This is a genomic window from Pseudomonas sp. 8(2025) (assembly GCF_052665325.1).
Genome location: NZ_JBQOIE010000002.1, coordinates 193,157 through 214,101 on the forward strand (window position 1 = coordinate 193,157; position 20,945 = coordinate 214,101).

Genomic DNA, 20,945 nt, shown 5'->3' on the forward strand with positions numbered 1-20,945 from the left:
CAATTGCAAGGACTCAGCTCAATATGGAGATCGTCCCCAAGTATTTCAAGGCGCGTGGCAGATTGTCGCAATCCAGGCTGTCCAACCATTGCAGGTCAGCCCAACTACGTAACCAGGTGAACTGGCGTTTCGCCAATTGGCGCGTGGCAATGATGCCCCGCTCCTGCATTTCGGCTGACGTCAGCTTGCCATCCAGATGATCCCAGACTTGGCGGTAGCCCACTGCACGTATAGACGGCAACCCGGCATGCAGGTCACTTCTGGAACGCAGAGCTACGACCTCGTCAATGAATCCCTGTTCCAACATTTGTGTGAATCTTTGTGCAATACGCTGGTGCAGTACCTGGCGATTCGCCGGAGCGATGGCCAGATTGGCGACAGTATAGGGCAATTGACTGCGTCCCGATGCGCCTGCTTCAGTACTTTGCGCCAATTGACGCTGGCGATGGGCGGTCATTGTCAGGCCACTGACCCGATAGACCTCAAGCGCCCGGGTCAGACGCTGGGGGTCGTTGGGGTGGATCCGCGCCGCCGACTCGGGGTCCACCGCCGCCAGCTGGTCGTGCAGGGCCTGCCAGCCAAGGCGTGCAGCCTCGTCCTCCAGCTCGGCACGTACCTGCGGATCCGCCGCGGGCATGTCCGCCAGGCCTTCAAGCAGCGCCTTGTAATACAGCATGGTGCCGCCCACCAACAGCGGGATCTTGCCCCGGGCGGTGATATCGGCCATGGCCGCCAGCGCATCGGTACGGAAATCCGCCGCCGAGTAGCTCTCGGCAGGGTCGAGAATATCGATCAGGCGATGGGGAAACTGCGCCAGCAGTTCCCTGGAAGGCTTCGCAGTGCCAATGTCCATGCCGCGGTAGACCAGCGCCGAGTCGACACTGATCAGCTCGCAAGGCAGCACCTTGGTCAGCTCGATGGCCAGATCGGTCTTGCCCGCAGCGGTCGGGCCCATCAGGAAAATCGCTGGAGGAAGCTGGGTCATCAACGGCCGCGCAGAAAGAGTTTGTCCAGATCGTCCAGGCCCATTTGGGTCCAGGTCGGTCGACCGTGGTTGCATTGGCCACTGCGCTCGGTGTTTTCCATGTCCCGCAGCAAGGCGTTCATTTCCGGCAGGGCCAGGCGTCGATTGGCGCGGATCGCGCCGTGGCAGGCCATGGTGCCGAGCAGCTCATTGAGGTGAGCCTGGATCCGGTCACTGGTGCCGTACTCCATCAGGTCCGCCAGTACGTCGTGCACCAGGCGATTGGCTTCCGCCTGCTTCAACAATGCCGGGATCTGGCGGATCGCCAGGGATTCCGGGCCCAGGCGCTGCAGCTCGAAGCCCAGGCGCTGGAACCAGCCCATGTGCTCTTCAGCACAATCGGCCTCACGCTGGCTGACGGCAATCGACTCCGGCACCAGCAGCGGCTGGCCGCTCAGGCCTTCGCTGGCCATGGCCACCTTCAAGCGCTCGTACATGATCCGCTCGTGAGCCGCGTGCATGTCCACCAGCACCAGACCCAGGGCGTTTTCCGCCAGGATGTAGATCCCCTTGAGCTGGGCCAGGGCATAGCCCAGGGGCGGAATGTCCTCCTGGCCGTCCGGCAAGGCCGCCGCCGGCAACGGGGCAAAGAACTCGCGGTACACGCCCTGGCTCTCGGCGGCCGGCAACACTGGCTGTGGCCGCGGCGTGTACTGATATTGATAGCCACTGCCGGCTCCCGCGCCCGGCGCATTGAAGCTCGGCTGGGATTGGGGCTGCTCCAGAGCCAGGTTCGCGGCCAGGCGCATCTCACCCTGAGGCCCGAACTCACCGGCCTCGATACCTGTCGGGCGCACGATGCCGGCGACCGCCGCCGGCGCCGCCAACTGGTCCTCGGGCCGCACATCACCCAGGGCCCGGTGCAAGGTGCCATAAAGGAAGTCGTGCACCATGCGCCCGTCACGGAAACGCACTTCGTGCTTGGTCGGGTGCACGTTGACGTCGACCACCGACGGGTCGACTTCGAAAAACAGAACAAAGGTCGGGTGTCGACCGTTGAACAGAACATCGCGATAAGCCTGGCGTACCGCGTGAGCCACCAGCTTGTCCCGTACTGCGCGACCGTTGACGTAGAAGTACTGCAGGTCCGCCTGGCTGCGGGAGAAGGTCGGCAAGCCCACCCAGCCCCACAGATGCAAGCCGTTGCGCTCGACCTCGATGGGCAACGCCTGCTCCAGGAAGCCCGAACCGCACACCGCCGCCACACGACGGGCACGAGCGGCGTCGTCCTTGGCTTCGTGCAGGCTGAGGATGCTCTTGCCGTTGTGCCGCAAGTGGAAGGCCACGTCGAAACGCGCCAGGGCCAGGCGCTTGATCACTTCCTGCAGGTGATCGAACTCGGTCTTTTCCGCCTTGAGGAACTTGCGTCGTGCCGGCGTATTGAAGAACAGGTCGCGGACTTCCACCGAAGTGCCTACCGGGTGCGCCGCCGGCTGCACCCTTGGTGCCATGTCCCGGCCTTCGGTTTCCACCTGCCAGGCCTGCTCGGCATCCCTGGTACGGGACGTGAGGGTCAGGCGCGCCACGGAGCTGATGGAAGCCAGGGCCTCGCCGCGAAACCCCAGGCTCATCACCCGCTCCAGGTCCTCCAGGTCGCGGATCTTGCTGGTGGCGTGCCGGGCCAGGGCCAGCGGCAAGTCGTCGGAGGAAATACCGCTACCGTCGTCACGTACCCGCAGCAGCTTGACCCCGGCCTGCTCCACATCCACATCGATGCGCTTGGCGCCGGAGTCCAGGCTGTTTTCCAACAACTCCTTGATCACCGAAGCCGGGCGCTCGACCACCTCGCCCGCGGCAATCTGGTTGGCCAGGCGCGGGCTGAGCAGCTCGATGCGCGCGCTACTGATTACCGATTCACTCATTCCTTGGCCGCCAGTTCTGTACCGGGGATGGTCAACACCTGCCCCACTTTCAATTCATCGCTTTTCAGGTTGTTGGCACTGCGTAGCGTGGCCGCGGAGACCTGATAGCGCACGGCGATCATGGCCAGGGTTTCCCCCGGATTGACCCGGTGATCACGCGGCCCCTGGGCGATCTTCCCGGAATCGCGCAGCCAGGCAATATAGGTGCCCGGTGGCGGGTTCTGCTGGAAGAACTGCCGCACGCCGCTGCTGATGGAACGCGCCAGGGCCTGCTGATGGCTGGCGGTGGCCAGCTTCGAGGCCTCGTTGGAGTTGGAGATAAAGCCGGTTTCCACCAGGATCGACGGAATATCCGGAGATTTGAGCACCATGAACCCGGCCTGCTCCACCCGCTGTTTATGCAACGGAGTCACCCGGCCGATGTTGTTCAGGACTTTCTGCCCGACATTCAGACTGGAGGTCAGGGACGCTGTCATCGACAGGTCCAGCAGCACCCCGGCCAGCATCCGGTCCTTGTCATCCAGGCTGACGTTGCCAGCCCCGCCGATCAGGTCGGAACGGTTCTCGCTGTCCGCCAGCCAGCGCGCGGTTTCCGACGTGGCACCACGTTCAGACAAGGCAAACACCGATGCGCCAAAGGCCGCGGCCGAAGGCGCAGCGTCGGCGTGGATCGAGACGAACAGGTCGGCGCCCTTCTTGCGGGCGATCTCGGTACGACCGCGCAATGGAATGAAGTAGTCGCCGGTACGGGTCAATTCGGCGCGGAAACCCTTGAGGCCATTGACCTGACGCTGCAATTCGCGAGCAATGGCCAGCACCACGTCTTTTTCATGCTGCCCGCGGGAGCCGGAGGCACCCGGGTCTTCGCCGCCGTGGCCGGCATCGATCACCACAATGATGTCGCGCTTGCCCGCCGGGGCTGGCGGCAGCTTGATCGCCGGCTCCGCCGGAGTGACGGGCACTGCTGGGACAGTGGCCACAGTAGGTGGCGGCGCAGCAGGTGGCGCGGCGTCAGCCGGGTTGTCGAACAGATCGACCACCAGGCGATTGCCGTACTGAGCGTTGGGCGCCAGGGTGAAACTCTTCGGCGTAACGGCCTTTTTCAGGTCGATGACCACCCGCAGGTCACTGGGCGTGCGCTGTGCCGAGCGCATGGCGGTAATCGGTGTATTGGCCGTGGCGACGTTCAGCGGACCGCCAAGGGTCGCGCCATTGATATCGATCACCAGACGATCCGGGGCCGTCAGGGTAAAGACGCTGTGCTGAACCGGGCCGGACAGGTCGAATACCAGTCGCGTGTTATCCGGTGCCCGCCACAGGCGGACGCTGCGAACCTGTGTAGCGGCCACAGCATCGACGGCCAATGCCGTAAGCAACAGTCCTACGACAGCAACCAACGCGCGAATGCGCATACCTAACCCCATCAATTATTTGAATTCCAACGCCAAAGCGGCACACCAGGACTCGCCACGCGAGCCTTGAGACAACAGATGCACAGAACGCCCATTGTTATGCGGGGTAATGGTAATGGTCAGGTCAGGCTTTGGCAAAAAGCCTGCACCACGCTGGGGCCACTCCAGCAGGCACAGAGCATCGCCCTCGAAGTAGTCGCGAATCCCCAGGAACTCCAGCTCCTCAGGATCCACCAGGCGGTACAGGTCGAAGTGGAAAGCCCGCACCGAGCCGATCTCGTACGGTTCGACCAGGGTAAAGGTCGGACTCTTCACTGCCCCCGCGTGCCCCAGGCCACGGATGATCCCTCGCGACAAGGTGGTTTTGCCCGCTCCCAGGTCGCCCTCGAGGAAGATCACCCCCACGCCTTGGGTCACCTGGGCAATACGTGCACCAAATTCCACCATGGCCTGTTCGTCGGCCAGAAAAAGGGTTAACTCAGACACGGTGATTGTTCCTCCAACAACTGACGAATGGCTGGAATCAGATCACTGGCCGCCAGCCCTCGGCCCAATTTGCCTTGCTGCTCGCCCGCGCTGGCATGCAGCCAGACCGCCAGGCAGGCGGCATCGAATGCCGACAAGCCTTGCGCCAGCAAGGCGCCGATCAGGCCAGCCAGCACATCACCCAAGCCTGCCGTGGCCATCGCCGGATGCCCTACGTCACAGCGGGCCAGCCGCCCATCGGCAGTGGCGATCAGGCTACCGGCCCCCTTGAGTACCGCAACCGCTGCGTATTTTTTGCTCAACGCCAGGGCCGCTGCAGGGCGATCCGCCTGCACCTCGGCGCTGGAGATACCCAGCAGCCGCGCCGCCTCTCCCGGATGGGGAGTGATGACACTCGCGGCAGGCAGTTGCAGCCCGCCCTCGGCCAGCAGGTTCAAGGCATCGGCATCCCACACCTGGGGCAACGGCGCATTGGCCGCCGCCGACAGCAGACTGCGCCCCCAGGCGCCCTGCCCCAACCCCGGCCCGACCACCAGCACCGTGGCCCGAGCCAGCAACCCCATCAACTGGTTGGCCGAATGAGTGCCCTGGGTCATGACCTCAGGCAAGCGCGCCGCAGCGGCAGCCACATGCTCACTGCGGGTCGCCAGGGACACCAGCCCCGCGCCACTGCGCAAGGCACTTTCCGCACTCAGCAAGGCGGCGCCGGCAAAACCTCGATCGCCCCCAATCAGCAACAGGTGCCCGAACTGGCCCTTGTGGGCATCGCGAAGTCGTCCATTCAGATGTGGCAAATGGCCAGAAGTCAGCAACTGAACGTCAGGTAGAGGGTGTTTTGTCTGCGGCATGCGTCTTCGAGCTCCGATGTCTGGCAGAATTATACGCACCTCAGCCCCGGTTTCTCTCGCCTCATGCCCGCTATTACCCAGGATCTTCCCGCTCTCGCCCAATCGATCAAGGACTGGGGCCGCGAACTGGGCTTTCAACAAGTCGGCATCAGCGGCCTGGACCTGGCCGAGCATGAGCAGCACCTGGAACGCTGGCTCGCCGCCGGCTACCACGGCGAGATGGAATACATGGGCGCCCACGGCAGCAAACGCTCCCATCCCGACCAGTTGGTGCCTGGCACCCTGCGGGTGGTTTCGCTGCGCATGGACTACCTGCCCGGCGACACCCAGATGGCCCAGCGCCTGGCCCAGCCTTCCAAGGCCTATGTTTCGCGCTATGCCCTGGGGCGCGATTATCACAAGCTGATCCGCAAGCGCGTACAGCAACTGGCCGAGCGCATCCAGCAAGCCATCGGCCCCTTTGGCTACCGCGCCTTCGTCGATAGCGCTCCGGTGCTGGAAAAAGCCATCGCCGAACAGGCCGGGCTCGGCTGGATCGGCAAGAACACCCTGGTGCTGAATCGCAAAGCCGGCAGCTACTTCTTCCTCAGTGAACTGTTCGTCGACCTGCCCCTGCCGGTGGACGCGCCCCACGCCACGGAGCATTGCGGCCGCTGCACCGCCTGCCTGGACATCTGCCCGACCAACGCCTTCGTCGGCCCCTATGTGCTGGATGCCCGACGCTGCATTTCCTACCTGACCATCGAGCTCAAAAGCGCCATCCCCGAAGACCTGCGCCCGCTGATCGGCAACCGGGTATTCGGCTGCGATGACTGCCAGATCGTCTGCCCCTGGAATCGCTTCGCCCGCTCAACGGCCGAGGGCGACTTCAAGCCCCGGCACAACCTGGACAATGCCGAACTGGCAGAGCTGTTCATGTGGGACGAGGACAAATTCCTCAGCAATACCGAAGGTTCACCCTTGCGCCGCGCCGGCTACGAGCGCTGGCTACGCAACCTGGCGGTGGGCCTGGGCAACGCACCCTCTAGCATTCCGGTGCTGGAAGCCCTCAAGGCCCGCCAGGACTACCCCTCGGAACTGGTTCGCGAACATGTGCAATGGGCCCTGGACCAGCACGCCAACCGTCAGTGTTCGTCGTTGTAGACGAACTTGGGCATTTCCCAGTGAAAACGGATCGCCAGCAGGCGCAATAGAAAGCCGCCGAACAGGGTGACCAGGATCGACTGCTCGCTGGGCAGTTGCAGGTAGATGCACAGCATGTAGCACCAGGCCGCGGCGAAGGACACGCTGGCGTACAGCTCGCGGCGAAAGATCAGCGGGATATCGTTGCAGAAGATGTCCCTGAGGATGCCGCCAAAGACCCCGGTGATCACCCCACTGACTGAAGCCACCAGCATGCCGTGGCCCATTTCCAGGGCAGTCATGCAGCCGATCAGGGTAAAGGCCACCAGGCCCACGGCGTCGAGCACCAGAAACAGCGAGCGCAGGTGACGCATCAAGGGCGCGATGAAGATCGTCACCAACGCCGCCACCGACGTCAGCACCAGGTATTCCGGGTGCTTGACCCAGGTCAGCGGGTAGTGGCCCAGCAGCACATCACGCACCGAACCGCCGCCGAGTGCGGTGACGCAGGCAATCAGCACCACACCGAACCAGTCCATGCCGCGCCGGCCGGCAGACAGGGCGCCGGTCATGGCTTCGGCGGTAATGGCAATCAGATAAAGCATCAACAGCATGATGGCGGTCCTTGCAGGAAGGCGCGCAGTCTACTCAGTTGAAGCGGGCACCAAAAGGGGGCGGGTACGGGCGCCGAGTCGCAGCGGGCGCCCGTTCGCCGGCAAGCCGGCGCCTGCGGGTCAGAACTTGATGAAGTGCTTGCGGTAGTGCTGGAGCTCGGCAATGGACTCGCGAATATCGTCCAGGGCCAGGTGGGTGCTGCCTTTCTTGAAGCTGTCGCGCACGTCCGGCGCCCAGCGGGCGGCCAGTTCCTTGAGGGTCGAGACGTCCAGGTTGCGGTAGTGGAAGTAGCTTTCCAGAGCCTTCATGTGGCGGTACAGGAAGCGCCGGTCCTGGCAGATGCTGTTGCCGCAGATCGGCGATTTGCCCTTGGGTACCCACTGCTCCAGGAAGGCAATGGTCTGGGCTTCGGCTTCGGCCATGCTGATGCGGCTTTCGCGAACCCGCTGGGTCAGACCGGAACCGCCGTGCTGTCGGGTGTTCCATTCATCCATGCCGGCGAGGATCTCGTCGCTCTGGTGGATGGCGATGACCGGTCCTTCAGCCAAGGTGTTGAGGTTGCTGTCAGTGACAATGGTGGCCATCTCGATGATGACGTCGGTGTCAGGGTTCAGACCGGTCATTTCCAGGTCGATCCAAATCAGGTTCTGCGGGTTTTGCATGGGTGGGCTCCTCGGCGTAGTTGCGCAGTTTAGCCTAGAGGGCCTGCCCGGCGTGCTAAACTCGCCGCCGTTTTACCTATCCGCCGTAATTATCGACACGGAACACCAATGGCCAAACGCCAGCTCAATCGCCGCCAAAACTGGCGCATCGAAAAGATCCAGGGTGAGCGCGCCGCCCGCGCCGCCAAACGCGAGTCCTCTGCCGTCGAGGCGCTGGAAGGTGGCGACCTGGGCCCGGAACAGACCGGCCTGGTCATCGCCCACTTCGGCGTCCAGGTCGAAGTCGAGGCTCGCGAAGGCGAAACGGCCGGCCAGGTGTTCCGCTGCTACCTGCGGGCCAACCTGCCGGCCCTGGTGACCGGCGACCAGGTGGTCTGGCGCGCCGGCAACCAGGGCATCGGGGTGATCGTCGCGCAACTGCCGCGCAGCACCGAGCTGTGCCGCCCGGACAGCCGCGGCCAACTCAAGCCGGTGGCCGCCAACGTCGACATGATCGTGATCGTGTTTGCGCCCATGCCCGAGCCCCACGCCAACCTGATCGACCGCTACCTGGTAGCCGCCGAGCATGCTGGAATCCGGCCGTTGCTGCTGCTGAACAAGGCCGACCTGATCGATGAGCAGAACGCCCCTGCGCTCAACGCCCTGCTCGCGGTCTACCGCCAGCTGGGCTACCCGCTGCTGGAGGTCTCGGCTCATCACGGCGACGGCATGGAGCAGTTGCAAGCCCTGCTGGACGGGCGCATCAGTGTATTCGTCGGCCAGTCGGGGGTGGGCAAGTCGTCCCTGGTCAACAGCCTGCTGCCGGAAGTCGAAACCCGCGTCGGCCCGCTGTCGGAGTTCTCCGGCCAGGGCACTCACACCACCACGACCGCGCGCCTGTTCCACTTCCCCGGTGGCGGTGAGCTGATCGACTCCCCCGGTATCCGTGAGTTCGGCCTCGGCCATGTCAGCCGCGCCGATGTCGAGGCCGGGTTCATCGAGTTCAATGACTTGCTGGGCACCTGCCGCTTCCGCGATTGCAAGCACGATCGCGAGCCGGGCTGTGCCTTGCTCAAGGCCCTGGAAGACGGGCGCATCCAGCAGCAACGGATGAACAGCTACCGCTCGATCCTCGCCAGCCTGCCAGACAACAGTTACTGATTGACCTGACCCAGATACGACAAGGCCGCGATCTTCGCGGCCTTGTCGTTTGTCACTTCGCCGTGCCCGGCGTAGCGGGCGGCGTCACCGGAGCAGTGGGAGCCGGAGCCGGAGCGGAAGACTGGCCCGCCGCACCCTGCTCGTCCATCTTCAGCACACCGTCCTCGAAGATATTCATACGTTGACGCACCTCGTGCGCCGGCAGCGGTTCGCTACCGGGCGGCAAGGCATTCGGGTCGGCTGCCGCCCCCGGTACTTCACCGGGAGCACCGCTACCCTGGGTCGGTACCGGAGCATTGGGATCGGTCTGCTCACCCTCGATGGCACGCTGGGCCTTCTTGGTCAGCACGACGATATCGATGCGCCGGTTGACCGGGTTGAACGGGTCCTTACGATCGAATAGCGCCGACGAAGCAAAGCCCACCACACGCGCAACTTGCGGATCAGGATAACCACCCGCCACCAGCGCCCGACGCGCAGCGTTGGCCCGGTTGGCCGACAGTTCCCAGTTGCCGAAGTCGCCAGTGCCCGAATAGGGTTTGGCGTCGGTGTGACCGCTGATGCTGATCTTGTTCGGCACGGTCTTGATGGTGTCGGCCATGGCCAGCAGGATGTCTTCGAAATACGGCTTCAGACGTGCACTGCCAGAGTCGAACATCGGCCGGTTCTCGGCGTCCATGATCTGGATCCGCAAGCCGTCCGGGGTGATCTCGAAGAGGATCTGGTCCTTGAACTTCTGCAGTTGCGGGTTCTCTTCAACCTTGTTCTGCAACTCTTGCAACAGCAACTCGAGACGCTCGCGCTCGACCTGCTCGGCCATGCCCTCTACCTGGTCGGCATCCACCGTGACCTTGTCCGGTTGTGGCTGGGACTTGATCTCGGGGTTGAGGGTGTTGTCCGGCGCCAGCTCAGGGGAGCCGCCCAGGTCGATGATGTAGGGCGTACCGCTTTCCGAGAAGCCGATCGGATCCTTGAAGTAACCGGCGATGGCGATCTTCTGTTCCGGGGTGGCCGTGGACAGCAGCCACAACACCAGGAAGAACGCCATCATCGCCGTGGCGAAGTCGGCGAAGGCGATTTTCCAGGCGCCCCCGTGATGTCCGCCAGCGAAGCGCTTGACGCGCTTGATGATAATCGGCTGATTATTTTCCATGACTTAGCGACCGCGAACCGCTTGTTCCAGCTCGGCGAAGCTAGGACGGTGCGCCGGGTACAGAACCTTGCGCCCGAACTCCACGGCCAGGGACGGCGGCATGCCGGAAGCCGAGGCCACCAGCGACGCCTTGATGGCTTCGTAGACGTTCAGTTCTTCCTTGGCGTCGTGGGCCAGGGAGTGGGCCAGCGGGCCGAAGAAACCATAGGCCGCGAGAATACCGAAGAAGGTCCCCACCAGCGCCGCACCTACGTGCAGGCCGATGGACTTCTGGTCGCCATCGCCCAGGGAGGCCATGGTCACCACGATCCCCAAGACCGCCGCGACGATACCGAAACCGGGCATGCCGTCGGCAATCCCGTTGACCGCATGGGATGGATGTTCGAGGTCTTCCTTGAGGCTGAACAGCTCCATGTCGAACAGGCCTTCCAGCTCGTGGGGAGCCATGTTGCCGGAGGACATGATGCGCAGGTAGTCACAGACGAAGGCGGTCATGCGTTCATCTTTGAGCACCGCCGGGTACTTGGCGAAAATCGGGCTGGCCGCGGCGTCCTCGATATCGCCTTCGATGGCCATCATGCCTTCGCGACGACTCTTGTTGAGGATCTCGTAGATCAGGCCCAGCACTTCCAGGTAGAAGGTGTGGGTGAAGCGCGAACTGAACATGCCCAGGGATTTCTTGACGACGTGCATCGTCATATAGCCCGGGTTGGCCTGGAGGAATGCGCCAAAGGCTGCGCCACCGATGATCAGCACTTCGAAAGGCTGGATCAACGCCGCGATTTTGCCGTGGGAAAGCACGTATCCGCCGAGCACGCTCGCGAATACGACGATGATGCCGATAATTTTAGCCATAGGTAGGGGAGTACTTATTGAGTCGGGTTCAAGGTCATATTCGGAAGTTCTTAAAACTCTTCTTCTACTTATCGGCAAAACTGCGCCAGACTATAGCCAGTTAAGGCGAAAAGCCAGTTTGGCCCGCTCTGGGCGTGTTCACAGCAGACGATGATTGCGCCCGACCATGTCTAATGAAACCAGCGTCCCACATTCTCCGCCCGCCTCTCTCGACGCCTGGGTAAAGCTCCTCAATGGCGTGCGCCTGCCGGTGCCCCAGGCCAGCCATGACCGGGTCTGCCGCGCCATCGCCAACAACCGCAGCTCGCTGCGGGAGATTGTCGATCTGATGCAAAACAGCCCGGCACTGGCCTTGAGCGTGATCCGCGAAGCCAACCGGCATTCCCACGGCAGCATGAGCGAACCGGCGGAAAACCTGGAGATCGCGGTCAATCGACTGGGCCTCAAGCGTACCGAGGAGTTGCTCGAGCAACTGCCGACGCTGCCTGAAGAGCAGATCCCCCAGGCATTGCGCCAGTTCCAGCTGATCAGCCAGCACGCCAGCCAGCAAGCCAATGGCTTCTTTGCCGGACGCCTGGCGCGACTCTGGCAGGACATCCACTGGGGCAGCCTGCTGTTTCTCTCGCCGCTGTGGGCCATGGCCCTGGTCTATCCCAAGCTGCTGGAAGAGTGGGAACTGCGGGTCATCTACAAGCACGAATCCGCACACGACGTTGAACTGCAACTGTTCGGAGTGCGACTGATGGAAATGTGCCAGGCCCTGGTCCTGGCCTGGCACCTGCCGATCTGGGTCCAGCAGGGCTATCGCCTGCTGACCCAGGAGCAGCACCTGCTGGCCAAGGTCATGCTGATTGCCCGCGACAGCGACAACCCGCTGCGCCAGCAACAACGCCTGGACGCTGAACCGGACCTGCGGCGCTGGCTGAACCAGCCGGCCAACACTGTGTTGCTGGCCAACGGCCTGGCGCTGGCGGCGCAACAGTCCTGGAACAGCCCCCATGGCCGGCGCTGGCAGAACCTTACCGCTCTTTATCTGCAGATCCCCCTGGACCAGGTCCAGCAACAGTTGCACCAACAGGCAGCACAAAGCGCCCGCAACGACACCCAGCCCGATCTCTGGCACCCGGCCCAGGCCCTGCTCTGGCCTTGGGATGCCCGACGCCTGCATCACGGCGAGCAACCAGCCCCGGCGCCCACCGCACTGGAACTGGCCAAGTGGCGCAAGCTCTGCGGCGAACTGTTGCTGGACCCCAGCCCCTTTACCAACGCCGTGCACCTTACCGGCTTTGCCCGGGATGCCTTGGCGGCATGCGGCATGCATCGGGTCATGCTGCTGATGGTCGATCGCAGCCTGAGCCACCTGCGAGTGCAACAGCTTTACGGCCTGCCCAGGGAAGCGGCCAGCCTGACCCTGCAGGCCAAGCAGAGCCCGCTGTTGCAACGCCTGCTGGAAAAATCCGCGCAGATCCGCCTGACCCCGGCCAACCGGGCCCAGTTCGCCCCTCACCTGCCAAGCTCGCTGCGCCAGCTGTTTCGCGGCGAACACCTGCTGATCCGCTCACTGTCGTGCAATGGCCGGGTACTGATGCTGGCGATCGCCGACCAGGGCGGCGTGCCGTTCTCGGAAATCAGCGTCCAGGCCTTCTGCAAGACCGCCCAGTGCATCGAAAAAGCCTTGCACAGCTTTACCAACCGCAGCCAATGACGCTTGCGCTACAATCCTTCCCTTTGCGCCCTGGGGACCTGACATGTCTGACTTCTCTGGCTTGCCGCTGGTCATTGAACCGAGCGACCTGCTCGCCCGCCTGAACGCCCGCGAACTGATCCTGGTCGACCTGACCAGCGCTGCCCGCTATGCCACCGGGCATATTCCCGGGGCGCGCTTCGTCGACCCCAAGCGCACTCAGCTGGGCCAGGCGCCGGCTCCCGGGCTGCTGCCGCCGCAAGCGGCGCTTGAAACGCTGTTCGGCGAACTCGGGCACAACCCGGACGCGGTCTATGTGGTCTACGACGATGAAGGCGGTGGCTGGGCCGGGCGCTTCATCTGGCTGCTGGACGTGATCGGCCACCACCGCTACCACTACCTCGACGGCGGCTTGCCGGCCTGGCTGGCGGAAGGCCTGTCCGTGTCTACCGAAGTCCCGGCCGCGGTCGGCGGCCCCGTGGCACTGGCCCTGCATGATGAGCCCACCGCCACCCGCGAATACCTGCAAAGCCGTCTCGGCGCGGCGGACCTGGTGATCTGGGACGCCCGCGGACCGCTGGAGTACTCCGGCGAAAAAGTCCTGGCAGCCAAGGGCGGGCATATCCCCGGCGCGGTGAATTTCGAATGGACCGCCGGCATGGATCAGGCACGCCACCTGCGCATCCGCCGCGACATGCCACAGATCCTTGCGGACCTGGGCATCAGCAAAGACAAAGAAGTGATCACCCACTGCCAGACCCACCATCGCTCCGGCTTCACTTATCTGGTGGCCAAGGCGCTGGGCTACCCACGGGTCAAGGGCTACGCCGGCTCCTGGGGCGAATGGGGCAATCATCCCGATACGCCCGTAGAGATTTAAGGTTTTTAAGGACACCCAATGAAAAAGCGTTTATTCATCATCAGCCAGTACCTGCTGCCTCATCACCTGCTGTCGCGCCTGGCCGGCTGCATTGCCGAGTGCCGCGTGCGCTGGTTCAAGAATGCCTTCACCCGCTGGTTCGCCAAGCAGTATCAAGTGGATATGTCCGAGGCCCAGGTCGAGGACGTGACCGCCTACGAGCATTTCAACGCCTTCTTCACCCGCGCCCTCAAAGACGGCGCGCGGCCGCTGGACCCGACCCCGGGCGCGGTGCTCAGCCCTGCCGACGGCGCGGTCAGCCAACTGGGCCCGATCGAACACGGCCGAGTGTTCCAGGCCAAGGGCCACAGCTACAGCGTGCTGGAACTGCTGGGCGGTGACCCGGCCCTGGCACAGCCGTTCATGGGCGGCGACTTTGCCACCATCTACCTCTCCCCCAAGGACTACCACCGGGTGCACATGCCCCTGGCCGGCACCCTGCGGGAAATGGTCTATGTGCCGGGCCGGATCTTCTCGGTCAACCAGACTACCGCTGAAAACGTACCCGAGCTGTTCGCCCGCAACGAGCGCGTGGTGTGCATCTTCGATACCGAGCGCGGCCCGATGGCGCTGGTGCTGGTGGGCGCGATGATCGTCGCTTCGATCGAAACCGTCTGGGCCGGCCTGGTAACGCCGCCCAAGCGCGAACTCAAGACCGTGCGCTACGACGAAGCCGCCCGCGCTCCGATCCACCTGGAGAAAGGCGCCGAAATGGGCCGCTTCAAGCTGGGCTCCACGGCCATCGTGCTGTTTGGCCCGGACCAGGTGCAGTGGGCCCAAGAGCTGGCTGCCGGCTCGCCCGTGCGGATGGGCCAGGGCCTGGGCCTGCCCAAGGCTTGAGGCCTGAATGCCGGACATAAAAAACGCCGCTGATCAGCGGCGTTTTTTATGGGCGGGGATTTTCCGGCGGCTCAGAGTTGCCCGTCGCGGTCACGGAACCCCAGCAGGTACAGCACGCCATCCAGGCCCAGGGTCGAGATCGCCTGCTTGGCCGACTGCTTGACCAGCGGCTTGGCGCGGAATGCCACGCCCAGGCCGGCAATGCCGAGCATCGGCAGATCGTTGGCGCCATCGCCGACAGCGATGGTCTGCTCCAGGCGCAGGCCTTCCTTGTGCGCCAGCTCACGCAGCAGATCGGCCTTGCGCTGGGCGTCGACAATCGGCTCCACCGCCACGCCAGTGACCTTGCCGTCCACCACTTCCAGCTCGTTGGCGAACACGTAGTCGATACCCAGCTTGGCTTGCAGCTGCTTGGCAAAGTAGGTGAAGCCGCCGGAGAGGATCGCGGTCTTGTAGCCCAGGCGCTTGAGCTCGGCGAACAGGGTTTCGGCGCCCTCGGTCAGGCGCAGGGAGGCGCCGATGGCGTCCAGCACATTGACGTCCAGGCCCTTGAGCAGCGCCAGGCGCTCCTTGAAACTGGCGCGGAAGTCCAGCTCGCCGGCCATCGCCCGCTCGGTGATTTCCGCGACCCGATCGCCGACACCGGCCGCCTTGGCCAGCTCGTCGATGACTTCGGCTTCGATCAGCGTCGAATCCATGTCGAACACCGCCAGGCGCCGGTTACGGCGGAACAGCGAGTCTTCCTGGAACGCGATATCGACGTTCAGCTCCTGGGCCACGCTGAGGAACTCGGCCCGCAGGGCTTGCGGATCGGCGGCTTCGCCACGTACCGAAAACTCGATGCAGCCCTTGCCCTGGTCGGCAGGCATATCCAGGGGCATGCGCCCGGACAGGCGATCGATATGGTCGATGTTCAGGCCGTACTTGGCGGTGATGGAACTCACGCGCTGCAACTGTTCGGCGGTAACCTTGCGCGTCAGCAGGGTCACGATATGGCGCTTCTTGCCCTGCCCGGCGACCCACTGCTGGTAATCCTCCTCGGACACCGGCGTGAAGCGCACCTGCTGGTCGAGCTTGTAGGCGGTGAACAGGATGTCCTTGAGCACCGACGAGCTCTGCTCGTTGCTGGGAATTTCAACCAGGATGCCGAACGACAAGGTGTCGTGGATCACCGCCTGACCGATGTCGAGAATGTTCACACCACCCTGGGCCAGAACGCCGGTAATGGCCGCAGTCAGACCGGGACGATCTTCGCCGGTGATGTTTATCAGGACAATTTCGCGCAAGGCGCACCCCCGAGGTGGAAAAAAAGCGCATTCTACCCACTTTCGGTGACCATCGGGCACAGCCAGCGCTTTGCCGGTCTAGGGCCTGTCGCTATACTGCGCGTCAACTTCACGGACAAAAGAGCCGAGCTCAGTGAACCGGCCCACGCCAGTTAAAACCGATAACTTCTTCCTGCTGATCTTCCGTGCACTGCGCCACCGCCGTGTGCCGATTGCATTGCGCATTGCCAGCCATAACGTGATCCTGGTCGCCCTGGCCCTGGTGATCTATGCCGGCGTGATGGGCCTGCAGTTCAAGCAAGCCATGCACGAACAAGCCGACGCCCTGGGTCAGAGCCTGACCACCCAGACCGCCACCTCGGCCACCGAGCTGCTGGTGTCCAACGACATCCTCAGCCTTAATGTCCTGCTCAACAATCTGACCAAGAACCCGCTGGTGGCCCACGCGGCCATCTACAGCGTGGACAACCGCATCCTCGCCGAGGCCGGCCAGCGCCCCAAGAGCAGCCTGCTGGGTGAAACCGAGGGCGTGTACCAGACCAAGATCACCTTCCAGGACGTGACCGCGGGCAACCTGCGAATCAGCCTGGACATGGCGCAATTCCAGCAGCCGATGACCATCAGCCTGCAAAGCATGGGCATCCTCAGCGCCATCCTGCTGGCCCTGGCCCTGGCCTTGAGCCTGCGCCTGGGGCGGCACATCTCGACTCCGCTGCTGCAACTGCGAGTCTGGCTGCGTGACCTGGACGAACACACTCCCGCCACCCAGCGCCAGGACGAAATCGGCGATCTGGCGCGTCAGCTGCATGCCCGCCTGGTGCCGGAGAAGCCCGAACCGGCACCGCAGCCCGAGGCTGAAGTGCAAGACGACGAGGACGATGAGCCGGCATTCGAAGTGCGCAACCTGCGGGACCCGAGCTTCGACGAAAGCGCTCCGGTAGCAGGCCTGAAGCCTGCACCCCGGCACCTGGTTCACGCCGAAGAAGATGAACTGGACGAGGAAGACCCCTTCGCCGACCTGCGGGACAGCTCATCGACGCCTGCTGCCAAGCCACAACCGCAACCACAGGTTCCGGCCCAGCCCCAGCACAGTGCGGTACTGGCGGTGCAACTCGGTGCCCAGGAGCAACTGCGACGCCTGCCCCGCGCCCGCCTGATGGAACTGCTGGAACGCTACCGCGATTGCCTCGACCAGGCCGCCTCGCTGTACCAGAGCGAACTGCATACCCTGAACGATGGCAGCACGCTGATGCTGTTCCACAGCGAAGACAGCGGTGACGACTACCTGACCAACGCCATCTGCTGCGGCGAGTTGCTGCGCGCCCTGGGCCATGCCCTGCAGATCGAAGTGGCGGACAGCGGCATCACCCTGCAACTGCAACTGGGCCTGACCCTGGGCGACGAACTGTTCGGCCTGAGCCAGATCGACCTGCTGCTCACCGAAACCGCTCAGGATGCCCTGGCCCTGTCCCAGCACAGCCGCAACCTGCTGCTGGTGGAGCGCAAGGTCAATGACGACCCGCTGCTGCGCCAGCGGGCACGTATTCGCCCGATCGCCAGCCCGGAAGGTGCCTGCTGCGTGGAACGCCTGATGGAGCCCTACCCGTCGATGCTGGAGCGGCAACTGGCACGCATGCATGAAACACGGGCCAAGCTGTAAGGCTGACCCGCAAAAAGAAGCCCGCCCAGTGCGGGCTTTTTCATGAGCTTTATGTAGCCGCTGGCACAGCCTGCGACAAGCCCCGCAGGGGCTTCAACGCTGGTGATATCGCTGCGTGCCTGCGGCCCGCTCGCAGCCTTCGGCAACGGCTACAGGAGATTGCGTTGGCCAGAGCCAGAAACGACAAGGCCCGCTGTTGGGCGGGCCTTGTCTCGCGGCGTGTCAACTCAGAACCTGAACACTTCCATATCCGTGCGGATCGGCGTGGCCATCGGGATCTTCGGTTGCTTTTCCTGCTCGGCAGGCTTGGGCGCAGGAGCCGGGGCCGCCTTGCGTGGCACCTCCGCCACCGCCGGCTGATTGGCCAGAGGCTTGAGGGCACCCGACAACTGTTCCGCCAGACGCTGCAACAGCACGCCCTGGGCCTGGACCTGGGACGCCGTGGTTCCCGCGTGCTGCTCCTGCAGATGAACGATGCGGTTGTCCCGCACCTGGCCACGACGGTCGATCAGGCGCCATTGCGCATCCAGCACCGCCGGCTGCGACTTGCCTGAATCCAGGCGAGTGATCGACAGCAGCACCTGGACATCCGGAGTGAAGCCGCTGGTGGCCGGAGCCAATACAACCCGCTGGCTGTCGAGATGACCGGCCACCTGGCGCAACAGCAACTGATCAATGTCCGAAGACAGGCTGCCGGCCCAGCGACCATCAGTGGAGGCCTGCAGGCTGCCATCATCCTGACGCTGCAGGAGGGTTTCACGTTGCAGGTAATCGGCGATCAGCACCGGCCCCAGCAATACCGACATGCCGGCACTGGCCGGCTGAGCTGGACTTCCGCTGTCCAGCTGATACAGCGACACCGGCTGGTGTACGCTGCAACCCGCCAGGCCAAGAACGCCGGCGAGCAAGAAAACAAGAGGAAGGCGCAGAGCAGTCATCATCCCATCCAGGTGGCGGCCACAAGGCTAGCCACAGTGTAAATACTCAAAAAAACCTGAATAACGCCCGGCCACGCCAGCGTTTGAAAGCGCATATCATCCGTGAATATGCGCCCTGACTCCAGTGTTGTAGCGTCGATCCTGCGCTTAAATCGCAGATCGAACGCTCTAGCCCGCCCTTAACTGAGAGGCTCTACCAACAACGCATCCACCCGCTGGAAGCCGCGAGGCAGTTTGTTGCCACGGCGCCCGCGCTCGCCTTTGTAGTGCTCCAGATCGTCAGCCTTCAGCGACAAGGTGCGCTTGCCAGCCTGCAGCACCAGGGTCGCGCCGTCCGGCAGCACCGCGATATCGGTGACGTACTCTTCGCGGCTGGCCACGCGCTCACCGGGAATGCCGATGATCTTGTTGCCCTTGCCCTTGCCCAGCTGCGGCAGGTCGCTGATCTTGAACACCAGCAGGCGCCCTTCGGTGGTCACCGAAGCCAGCCAGTTCTGTTCGCGATCGGCCACTGGCCGCGGCGCCAGCACCTTGGCATTGTTCGGCAGGCTCAACAGCGCCTTGCCCGCCTTGTTCTTGGCCTGCAGGTCCTCGCCCTTGACCACGAAGCCGTAGCCGGCGTCAGAAGCGATCACATACAAGGCATCGTCATCCGGCAGCAGCACGCATTCGAACGTCGCACCCGGCGGCGGCGTCAGACGGCCGGTCAGCGGCTCGCCCTGACCCCGGGCCGATGGCAGCGTATGGGCCGCCACCGAGTAACTGCGCCCGGTGGAGTCGATGAACACCGCGAACTGGTTGGAACGCCCGGGCGCGGCGGTCTTGTAGCCATCGCCGGCCTTGTAGGACAGACCAGTGGCGTCAATATCATGCCCCTTGGCGCAACGCACCCAGCCTTTTTCCGACAGAACGATAGTCACCGGCTCGGTAGGCATCAGCTCGTTTTCCGACAGCGCCTTGGCCTCGGCCCGGGCGACGATCGGCGAACGGCGGTCATCGCCGTAGGTTTCTGCGTCTTGCAGCAACTCAGTGCGCACCAGCTTCTTCAGTTTGGCTTCGCTGTTGAGCAAGGCTTGCAGCTTGGCCTGCTCCTTGAGCAACTCATCCTGTTCGGCCCGCAGCTTCATCTCTTCCAGACGCGCCAATTGGCGCAGGCGCGTGTCGAGGATGTAGTCGGCCTGGATTTCGCTCAGGGCGAAACGCTCGATCAGCTTGGCCCGTGGATGCTCCTCGGTACGGATGATGTGGATCACTTCATCCAGGTTGAGGTAGGCAATCAGCAAACCGTCCAACAGATGCAGGCGACGCTCGACCTTGTCCAGGCGGAACTGCAGCCGGCGACGCACGGTGGTGACCCGGAACTCCAGCCACTCCACCAGCAGGGCCCGCAGGTTCTTCAACTGCGGCTTGCCGTCCAGGCCAATGATGTTGATGTTGACCCGGTAGGTGGATTCCAGCTCGGTAGTGGCGAACAGGTGCTGCATCAACTCATCGGCGTCGACCCGGTTGGAGCGCGGGATGATCACGATGCGGCACGGGTTCTCATGGTCCGACTCGTCACGCAGGTCGGCCACCATTGGCAGCTTCTTGGCCTGCATCTGGCCGGCGATCTGTTCCAGCACCTTGGCCCCGGAGACCTGGTGCGGCAGCGCGGTGACGATGATGTCGCCGTCCTCGACCCGGTACACGGCGCGCATGCGCACCGAGCCACGGCCGGTTTCGTAGATCTTCAGCAGGTCGGCACGCGGGGTGATGATCTCGGCTTCGGTGGGGTAGTCCGGGCCCTGGATATGCTCGCAGAGCTGCTCGACCGTGGCCTTGGGCTCATCCAGGAGGCGCACGCAGGCCGAAGCCACTTCCCGCAGGTTGTGCGGCGGCACGTCGGTGGCCATGCCCACGGCGATGCCGGTGGTGCCGTTAAGCAGGATGTTCGGCAGGCGTGCCGGCAGTACCAGCGGCTCCTGCAGCGTGCCGTCGAAGTTCGGCCCCCAGTCCGCAGTGCCCTGGCCCAGTTCGCTGAGCAGCACTTCGGAATAGCGCGACAGGCGCGCCTCGGTGTAACGCATGGCAGCGAAGGACTTGGGATCATCCGGCGCCCCCCAGTTGCCCTGGCCGTCCACCAGCGTGTAGCGGTAGCTGAACGGCTGGGCCATCAGCACCATGGCCTCATAGCAGGCCGAATCGCCGTGCGGGTGGAACTTGCCGAGCACGTCACCCACGGTACGCGCGGATTTCTTGTGCTTGGAATCGGCATCCAGCCCCAGCTCACTCATGGCGTAGACGATACGCCGCTGTACCGGTTTCAGGCCGTCGCCGATATGCGGCAGAGCACGGTCCATGATCACGTACATGGAGTAATTGAGGTAGGCATTTTCGGTGAAGTCAGCCAGTGACCGGCGTTCTACGCCATCCAGGCTGAGATCAAGGGAGTCGCTCATG

Annotated in this window: 18 protein-coding genes; 6 read left to right on the forward strand and 12 right to left on the reverse strand. The window is 63.7% G+C overall.

Going from position 1 to position 20,945, the window contains the following annotated elements; all coding sequences use genetic code 11:
• Nucleotides 1-13: 13 nt before the first annotated feature.
• Genes miaA through ACUXVH_RS04810 form a run of 5 tightly spaced genes read right to left on the reverse strand, consistent with a single transcriptional unit; the run spans nt 14 to nt 5,632 of the window.
• A complete protein-coding gene (miaA, locus tag ACUXVH_RS04790) occupies nt 14-985 on the reverse strand; it encodes a tRNA (adenosine(37)-N6)-dimethylallyltransferase MiaA (protein WP_053148774.1) in 972 nt (323 codons plus the stop codon).
• Nucleotides 985-2,886, reverse strand: a complete 1,902-nt coding sequence (gene mutL / locus ACUXVH_RS04795) for a DNA mismatch repair endonuclease MutL (RefSeq protein WP_065364883.1) — start codon at nt 2,884-2,886, stop codon at nt 985-987. The genes miaA and mutL overlap by 1 nt, the downstream gene beginning before the upstream one ends.
• Entirely contained in the window at nt 2,883-4,310 is a 1,428-nt protein-coding gene (locus ACUXVH_RS04800) for an N-acetylmuramoyl-L-alanine amidase (protein WP_198409248.1), read from the reverse strand. Before ACUXVH_RS04800 ends, mutL begins: the two co-directional genes overlap by 4 nt.
• Before the next feature lie 3 nt (nt 4,311-4,313).
• Nucleotides 4,314-4,784, reverse strand: a complete 471-nt coding sequence (gene tsaE / locus ACUXVH_RS04805) for a tRNA (adenosine(37)-N6)-threonylcarbamoyltransferase complex ATPase subunit type 1 TsaE (RefSeq protein ID WP_015633937.1) — start codon at nt 4,782-4,784, stop codon at nt 4,314-4,316.
• On the reverse strand, nt 4,772-5,632 hold the full coding sequence (locus tag ACUXVH_RS04810; protein ID WP_011058934.1) for an NAD(P)H-hydrate dehydratase: 861 nt from the start codon (nt 5,630-5,632) through the stop codon (nt 4,772-4,774). Before ACUXVH_RS04810 ends, tsaE begins: the two co-directional genes overlap by 13 nt.
• Nucleotides 5,633-5,695: 63 nt before the next feature.
• Here ACUXVH_RS04810 and queG point away from each other — a divergent pair, with 63 nt between their 5' ends.
• On the forward strand, nt 5,696-6,775 hold the full coding sequence (queG, locus tag ACUXVH_RS04815; protein ID WP_011058933.1) for a tRNA epoxyqueuosine(34) reductase QueG: 1,080 nt from the start codon (nt 5,696-5,698) through the stop codon (nt 6,773-6,775).
• On the opposite strand, the gene ACUXVH_RS04820 is transcribed toward queG, so the two are convergent.
• Together ACUXVH_RS04820 and orn are read right to left on the reverse strand one after the other, a co-directional pair.
• Nucleotides 6,757-7,371 carry a trimeric intracellular cation channel family protein gene (locus ACUXVH_RS04820; protein ID WP_169893104.1) on the reverse strand — a complete coding sequence of 205 codons (615 nt, stop codon included), beginning with the start codon at nt 7,369-7,371 and terminating at the stop codon, nt 6,757-6,759. The two genes, queG and ACUXVH_RS04820, sit on opposite strands and share 19 nt — an antisense overlap.
• 117 nt (nt 7,372-7,488) lie before the next feature.
• Nucleotides 7,489-8,031, reverse strand: a complete 543-nt coding sequence (orn, locus tag ACUXVH_RS04825; RefSeq protein WP_011058931.1) for an oligoribonuclease — start codon at nt 8,029-8,031, stop codon at nt 7,489-7,491.
• 108 nt (nt 8,032-8,139) lie between these two features.
• Between orn and rsgA the strand changes: the two genes are divergently transcribed.
• Nucleotides 8,140-9,171 (forward strand): small ribosomal subunit biogenesis GTPase RsgA, encoded by a 1,032-nt coding sequence (gene rsgA, locus ACUXVH_RS04830; protein ID WP_011058930.1) that lies wholly within the window; start codon nt 8,140-8,142, stop codon nt 9,169-9,171.
• A gap of 52 nt (nt 9,172-9,223) precedes the next feature.
• Here rsgA and motB read toward each other — a convergent pair whose 3' ends face one another.
• Nucleotides 9,224-10,324, reverse strand: coding sequence for a flagellar motor protein MotB (gene motB, locus ACUXVH_RS04835; protein ID WP_065364882.1), 1,101 nt, complete (start codon nt 10,322-10,324; stop codon nt 9,224-9,226).
• Between the two features lie 3 nt (nt 10,325-10,327).
• Entirely contained in the window at nt 10,328-11,179 is an 852-nt protein-coding gene (gene motA / locus ACUXVH_RS04840; RefSeq protein WP_011058928.1) for a flagellar motor stator protein MotA, read from the reverse strand.
• 166 nt (nt 11,180-11,345) lie between these two features.
• Here motA and ACUXVH_RS04845 point away from each other — a divergent pair, with 166 nt between their 5' ends.
• The 3 genes from ACUXVH_RS04845 to asd are packed head-to-tail and all read left to right on the forward strand — an operon-like array spanning nt 11,346 to nt 14,622.
• Nucleotides 11,346-12,884 (forward strand): HDOD domain-containing protein, encoded by a 1,539-nt coding sequence (locus ACUXVH_RS04845; RefSeq protein ID WP_445494098.1) that lies wholly within the window; start codon nt 11,346-11,348, stop codon nt 12,882-12,884.
• Nucleotides 12,885-12,927: 43 nt separating this feature from the next.
• The gene (gene rhdA / locus ACUXVH_RS04850) at nt 12,928-13,743 is read left to right on the forward strand and encodes a thiosulfate sulfurtransferase (RefSeq protein WP_065364881.1); all 816 of its coding nucleotides are present in this window, start codon (nt 12,928-12,930) and stop codon (nt 13,741-13,743) included.
• Between the two features lie 18 nt (nt 13,744-13,761).
• Complete coding sequence (gene asd, locus ACUXVH_RS04855; RefSeq protein ID WP_015633932.1) at nt 13,762-14,622, forward strand: archaetidylserine decarboxylase; 861 nt, start codon at nt 13,762-13,764, stop codon at nt 14,620-14,622.
• Between the two features lie 71 nt (nt 14,623-14,693).
• On the opposite strand, the gene serB is transcribed toward asd, so the two are convergent.
• Nucleotides 14,694-15,908 (reverse strand): phosphoserine phosphatase SerB, encoded by a 1,215-nt coding sequence (serB, locus tag ACUXVH_RS04860; RefSeq protein ID WP_011058924.1) that lies wholly within the window; start codon nt 15,906-15,908, stop codon nt 14,694-14,696.
• A gap of 133 nt (nt 15,909-16,041) precedes the next feature.
• On the opposite strand from serB, the gene ACUXVH_RS04865 reads away from it, so the two are divergent.
• On the forward strand, nt 16,042-17,568 hold the full coding sequence (locus ACUXVH_RS04865; RefSeq protein WP_015633930.1) for an AhpA/YtjB family protein: 1,527 nt from the start codon (nt 16,042-16,044) through the stop codon (nt 17,566-17,568).
• 227 nt (nt 17,569-17,795) lie between these two features.
• On the opposite strand, the gene ACUXVH_RS04870 is transcribed toward ACUXVH_RS04865, so the two are convergent.
• Together ACUXVH_RS04870 and parC are read right to left on the reverse strand one after the other, a co-directional pair.
• A complete protein-coding gene (locus ACUXVH_RS04870) occupies nt 17,796-18,506 on the reverse strand; it encodes a PqiC family protein (RefSeq protein WP_026019966.1) in 711 nt (236 codons plus the stop codon).
• Between the two features lie 179 nt (nt 18,507-18,685).
• Nucleotides 18,686-20,944: a DNA topoisomerase IV subunit A gene (parC, locus tag ACUXVH_RS04875; RefSeq protein ID WP_011058921.1), complete on the reverse strand. Its 2,259-nt coding sequence runs from the start codon at nt 20,942-20,944 to the stop codon at nt 18,686-18,688.
• Nucleotide 20,945 lies beyond the last annotated feature (1 nt).